Below are 2,997 nucleotides of genomic sequence, written 5' to 3' on the forward strand. Positions count from 1 at the left end.
CGTTTAAACTCTGCGCTGAAATTTCTTTTTTTCATTATGACACCTGTGTTGTTCTGAGGTGAGCATATCACCTCTGTTCAGGTGGCCAAATTCAGTAAACCACTTCATATCAGCCTGGAGCCTGTGTTGCCCGGTTGGCGCGGGATAATGGAATTAATGACAATCTGCTGTTTACCTGGCGCCAGCGTTACAGACATCTTCTGCCCGATGAAATACAACGGTCAATCAGAGAGCAAGACTCTGTTATCCCCGTTGTCCTGCCTGATATGGTCCTGTCACACCATGCTGAGCCGCACTATGAACCCGCCGCTCCAGCCTGCCGCGAGGCCATGACATGCGAGGTGACTGTCGGCGGTGCCAGCCTGCGTCTGTCCGGGGATTTATCACCTGCACTTCTGAAAACGCTGATCCGCGAGCTGAGCGGGAGGAGCCGATGATACCCTTACCGTCAGGCACTCGTATCTGGCTGGTTGCCGGGGTCACCGATATGCGTAAGTCCTTCAATGGTCTGGGCGAACTGGTCCAGCATGTTCTTGATGACAATCCGTTCTCCGGCCACCTGTTTATCTTCCGTGGTCGTAAAGGTGACACCGTGAGGATCCTCTGGGCTGATGCTGACGGTCTGTGTCTGTTTACCAAACGTCTGGAAGAGGGACAGTTCGTCTGGCCTGCTGTACGCGACGGCAAAATCGCCATCACCCGCTCACAACTCGCCATGCTCCTCGATAAGCTGGACTGGCGGAAACCTAAAACTGCACGCCTTAACTCACTGACGATGTTGTAAAAAGCGCATGACCGCATTATAAATGGGGTCATGAGTCAGGACTATCTCGCCCGTATCGCTGCGCTGGAAGACGCGCTTCGCCAGAAAGACAGCCAGCTCAGTCTCGTTGCTGAGACTGAGTCGTTCCTGCGTTCAGCGCTGGCCCGCGCAGAAGAGAAAATAGAGAACGAAGAGCGTGAAATAGAACATCTGCGGGCTCAGATAGAAAAACTGCGCCGAATGCTGTTCGGTACCCGTTCAGAAAAGCTACGCCGGCAGGTCGAAGAAGCCGAAGCCCTGCTGAAACAGCAGGAGCAGCAAAGCGATCGTTACAACGGCCGGGACAATGATCAGCAGGTTCCGCGTCAGTTGCGCCAGTCCCGTCATCGTCGCCCGTTACCGGAACATCTTCCCCGCGAAATAAACAGACTGGAGCCAGCTGAAACCAGCTGTCCTGGTTGCGGTAGTGATATGGCCTATCTCAGCGAAGTCAGCGCGGAGCAACTGGAGCTGGTCTCCAGCGCCCTGAAAGTGATCCGCACGGTCAGGGTGAAAAAGGCCTGTACCCGATGCGACTGCGTCGTTGAAGCGCCAGCGCCCTCACGTCCTATCGACCGGGGCATCGCCGGGCCGGGTCTGCTGGCCCGCGTGTTAACGGCCAAATACTGTGAACACCTGCCGCTGTATCGCCAGTGCGAAATCTTTGCCCGTCAGGGTGTGGATCTGAGTCGTGCGCTGCTCTCCAACTGGGTGGATGCGTGCTGCCGGTTAATGGCCCCGCTGGATGAAGCCCTCTACCACTACGTGATGGACTGCCGCAAACTGCATACGGATGACACTCCGGTGCCCGTGCTGGCGCCGGGCAGAAAGAAGACGAAAACCGGGCGTATCTGGACATATGTCCGTGATAACAGAAGCGCGGGTTCATCAGATCCGCCAGCGGCATGGTTCGCCTTCTCACCGGACCGACAGGGGAAACACCCTCAGCAACATCTTCGGCACTATCATGGCGTGCTGCAGGCAGATGCCTTCGCAGGGTACGACAGGTTGTTCAGCGCAGAGCGTGAAGGTGGCCCGTTGACAGAAGCGGCATGCTGGGCTCATGCGCGGCGCAAAATCCATGACGTCTATATCAGCACCCGGACGGCCACAGCAGAGGAGGCTCTGAAGCGCATCAGTGAGTTATACGCGATAGAAGAGGAAATACGCGGCCTTCCGGCATCTCAGCGGCTGGCCGCCAGACGGTCCCGAAGTTAACCGTTGCTGATATCCCTGCATGACTGGTTGGTGGAGAAAAGTGCCACTCTGTCGAAAAAATCCCGGTTAGGCGAGGCGTTCGCTTATGCACTGAACCAGTGGGATGCCCTGTGTTACTACTGCGATGATGGTCTGGCAGAGCCGGATAATAACGCTGCTGAGCGCGCGCTACGAGCGGTCTGTCTGGGCAAGAAAAACTACATCTTCTTCGGCAGTGATCATGGTGGTGAACGTGGTGCCCTGCTGTATGGTCTGATCGGAACGTGCAGGCTGAACGGTATCGATCCAGAGGGTTACCTTCGCCATATCCTGAGCGTATTGCCGGAGTGGCCCATCAACAAAGTGGCCGAACTGCTGCCATGGAACGTAGATCTCACCAATAAATAGCCGTCAATACGGCGCTCACTTAACGCTTACGTTCACCTGAGGTGTTTTTGTAGTTATCTGGCGTTACGTGACAGTGTTGGTCAGATACTTCCACCTCTTCAGAGTTAAAGTTTGATATATGGGAAAAAAACGCTCCCGGACGGGAGCGTAAGCCAGTGACTTCGGCGTCAAATGAGGGTCTGACAAGTGGAGCTGCGGGTTAATTCTGGGTGATCTGGCTGCGATGCTTTTCAGCCTGCTGCTGATGAATAACGGAAGATAGACCATTATTCGCCTTCTCATGCACAACAGCGGCTTTCTCATGCTCGTTCATTTCGGAAAATGGCTTAGCAGTTTCTTGGGTGTTCTCAGGTTTGGATTTCATCATTTTTTTATGCATTTCAGCCATGTCCTGATGGGCAGCAGAATTGCCGTTTTGCATCATTTCATGGGACATTGCGGCCTGATCGTGACCGCTCATATCCATCATTTTCATGCTCTCCCCGGCTTTGTTGAATAAATCAGATTTCGGGTAAGTCTCCCCCGTAGCGGGTTGTGTTTTCAGGCAATACGCACGCTTTCAGGCATACCTGCTTTCGTCATTTTGTTCA

1 protein-coding gene and 3 pseudogenes are annotated in these 2,997 nt (G+C 54.3%); 3 read left to right on the plus strand and 1 reads right to left on the minus strand.

Annotated elements, in window-relative coordinates:
- Nucleotides 1–116: 116 nt before the first annotated feature.
- The 3 genes and pseudogenes from ACOTX1_RS23635 to tnpC form a co-directional block, all read left to right on the plus strand.
- A pseudogene (locus ACOTX1_RS23635) lies at nucleotides 117–437 on the plus strand (IS66 family insertion sequence element accessory protein TnpB); the annotation flags it as partial.
- The gene (gene tnpB, locus ACOTX1_RS23640; RefSeq protein WP_016151369.1) at nucleotides 434–784 is read left to right on the plus strand and encodes an IS66 family insertion sequence element accessory protein TnpB; all 351 of its coding nucleotides are present in this window, start codon (nucleotides 434–436) and stop codon (nucleotides 782–784) included. The pseudogene ACOTX1_RS23635 and the gene tnpB, both read left to right, overlap by 4 nt.
- A 30-nt stretch (nucleotides 785–814) precedes the next feature.
- Nucleotides 815–2,407, plus strand: a pseudogene (gene tnpC, locus ACOTX1_RS23645) (IS66 family transposase).
- Nucleotides 2,408–2,606: 199 nt separating this feature from the next.
- Here tnpC and ACOTX1_RS23650 read toward each other — a convergent pair.
- Nucleotides 2,607–2,891 (minus strand): annotated as a pseudogene (locus ACOTX1_RS23650) (copper-binding protein); the annotation flags it as partial.
- Between the last annotated feature and the right edge of the window lie 106 nt (nucleotides 2,892–2,997).

This window comes from Enterobacter cloacae complex sp. IR5401 (assembly GCF_049238425.1).
GTDB classification, from domain to species: domain Bacteria; phylum Pseudomonadota; class Gammaproteobacteria; order Enterobacterales; family Enterobacteriaceae; genus Enterobacter; species Enterobacter hormaechei_C.

Coding starts and splice junctions, on each gene's coding strand:
- tnpB (WP_016151369.1), top strand. CDS start 434: ATGATACCCTTACCGTCAGGCACTCGTATCTGGCTGGTTGCCGGGGTC.